The 2,496-nt window shown below is 51.6% G+C and carries 3 protein-coding genes; all 3 read left to right on the top strand.

Annotation, left to right across the window (positions count from 1 at the left end):
- Nucleotides 1–125 precede the first annotated feature (125 nt).
- On the top strand, nucleotides 126–1,940 hold the full coding sequence (locus tag NW807_RS09965; protein ID WP_414426007.1) for an RAMP superfamily CRISPR-associated protein: 1,815 nt from the start codon (nucleotides 126–128) through the stop codon (nucleotides 1,938–1,940).
- 23 nt (nucleotides 1,941–1,963) lie between these two features.
- Complete coding sequence (gene csx18, locus NW807_RS09960) at nucleotides 1,964–2,212, top strand: CRISPR-associated protein Csx18 (RefSeq protein WP_414426006.1); 249 nt, start codon at nucleotides 1,964–1,966, stop codon at nucleotides 2,210–2,212.
- 103 nt (nucleotides 2,213–2,315) lie between these two features.
- A partial coding sequence (locus NW807_RS09955) for a CRISPR-associated endonuclease Cas1 (protein WP_414426005.1) occupies nucleotides 2,316–2,496 on the top strand: 181 nt, incomplete at its 3' end.

The raw sequence follows: 2,496 nt of genomic DNA, 5'->3' as shown, positions 1-2,496 counted from the left end.
TCCCCAATCTTGTACCTCAACTCATTCGACGCGCCCTAGAAATTGGCACCAGCGCCATGTTGCGCGAATTTCGGGAAACGCTTCGCAATTCCTAATACTGCTTTCCAGCTTTAGGAGAAGATCAAATGCCTAGCAATCGTCCTGCTCCCTGGTTAGGACATCCCTTGGATCCCAACCCCAGCCCAGATCCCACAGCGAGCTTTATTGAATATCTGCGTTGGATGAGGGCTCCAGCAACTCCTTTCAAAGACGGAGCCAAAGTCGATCTGGTGCACCAGGCAGAAGCAAAGGCAAACTACGGAGCGCGTCTTCAAGTTCTGAATGCTCGCATCAAACGCATTGCCGGAGAAAAAAACACTTTTCGGGTCACCTGTCCCTGGCGAATTCGGGTAGGCGGAGCCAAAGGCCCGGAGAGCATGCTGCTGCCCGCTTTTGATCACTTGGGGATCCCTTACCTTCCCAGCTCCACCTTGCGGGGGGTAGCCCGCGCCCAGGCTATTCGAGAGTTGATGCAGAAGCACAATCTGTCTTGGGAGGAGGCAGATAAAGCAGTGGCACCCTGGCTTGGGCATCTAGAAGCTGAGGACAAAGATAGTGCTGGCAAGGTGATCTTTTTAGATGCCTACCCCGTGCCAACCCGTCCCCAAAGACAAGGGGATCCTGATAACTCCAGGTCGGGAGGCTTGGCTGTTGATATTGCCAATAACGTTTGGAGATGGAATGGCAACAGCTTGGAATATAAAGCAAATCCCAATGTCTTTTTCTCTCTCAAACAGGCCACGTTTTTAATCGGGATCCGCAAAGGCCCAGGCTGCACCGACGAGATGTTGGCCCAAGTGAAAGAATGGCTCATCCGCGGGCTGGAGCAAGGAGTGGGATCCCAAGTCAATACCGGCTACGGTCGGCTGATTCAAACTGGCAAGACTCTATCTCAATACAAGGGAGAATTCTTGCGGCTGCCTTTTGAGCTGGAGGGTCAGTTGATCCACGGGCGGCAAGTGGTCAACTGGAGACCTGATAAGAACCGGTATGACAACAAATCAATTGCCGAAGTCCGACCGGTAGCCTTTAAGAACATGCTGCGCTACTGGTTTCGAACCTTTGCCCTGGGTGTTTTGCCCGTGAAGCAGGTGCAGGAATGGGAGGGGCAACTTTTTGGGGCCATCACTCCCCAGCAAAAACATGGCTGGATCCATGTGGATCTTTTAAATGGGCGAGTAACTCAACCAGAGCCGGAACCCAACCAAGCGGGAAAGGGGAAGCCTGCTGGACGGCAAGAAGGGATCCTCATTCTCAGCCTTTCTGAGGAGTGCCAAAACTATGCTTCAAAGGAGAAGCAGGAAGCGGTGCAAAAGCTCTTTCGGAATCTAACCTGGATGCTGTTTCACCTGGGAGGTATTGGCCAGGGGGCAAGAAGGCCCTGCTACTCTCGCCAAGACCGCGGTAGAGCTCCTTGGTGGCGGGGATCCACCCTCATTCCCAACTCCGAAGATTCATTTTGGAATCTGCCAGAGTCGGTAGAGGAATTCCAGAAACTCTTTCAGAAGCGGCTGCGGGGCTTTTTTGAAGCACTCCAGGTTTTGACTGGGCAGGCCATTGATCCCAGCAATCCCGGGAGCTTTGGTCAGGTCAGCAAAGAAAAGTTGCCTGAAGCTGTGGATGCCCATTGCAGGATTGTAGTCTGCAGCGGCCCAAAAGAGTTTAATAAGCCCTATGCTTTGGCTGTTTTGCACAAGGTAGGCAAGATAGCGCCAGGAAAATACGACAAGTTTCTCTGCGGCGACACAGGCACGCCGTCCCCTGTTTGGATTGCAGATGCAGATTTGGATGACTATCAGGTAGTTACCGTTTTTGGGGCAACTGTGAATCCTAGGAAAAGATATCTTGAAAACCTTGAGAGAGGAGCAGTTGGCTTTGCTCAAATCTGGCCATTCCGGTAGTAGAACGTTAGAAGAGGCTCAACATGTCCAGAAGGAAAATCAACGTCAAAGCTCTAACAAGTCTAATCACAGCTTTAATCAACGGCTCAATCACACTGGCCATCCTGCTAATTGCCCCTTTGGGATTGGCAGCCGTGATTACAAACACGATCCTTGTCATGATTGCCAGCTTCTTTTCGGGCAGTCTGGCAGAGATTTTGATGGGTTTCTTGTCAAGTCCTGAAATTGATGTTTACCGGAGCGTGGCCGCTCTAAACCCGGCAACGCCATAGATCAGAGGCGAGGCGCTGAAGATCTGCGTCGTCATGACGAATAATGCGAACTTTATATGTCTCTCGGCAGGGGTGTAGGCTAAGCCTTAAGCAAGAGTTCGTAATGGTCTATTTGGGCGAGTCGCTCTTGCAGGAGGTGCCTCTACCCTTGCTGGAGCAAATTTTAATCTTTGGCCGATCCCAGGTAACCACAGACGTAGTGAGAGCGTGCCTGAGGCGGAATATTCCTATTGCCTATCTCTCCCGGCTAGGCTATTGCTATGGTCGCCTTGTTCCTATAGAGA

The organism is Synechococcus sp. R70.1 (assembly GCF_047461675.1).
Lineage (GTDB): Bacteria > Cyanobacteriota > Cyanobacteriia > Thermostichales > Thermostichaceae > Thermostichus.
Note: the sequence above shows the minus strand (reverse complement) of the source record. Positions and strands in the feature narration are given on the sequence as shown.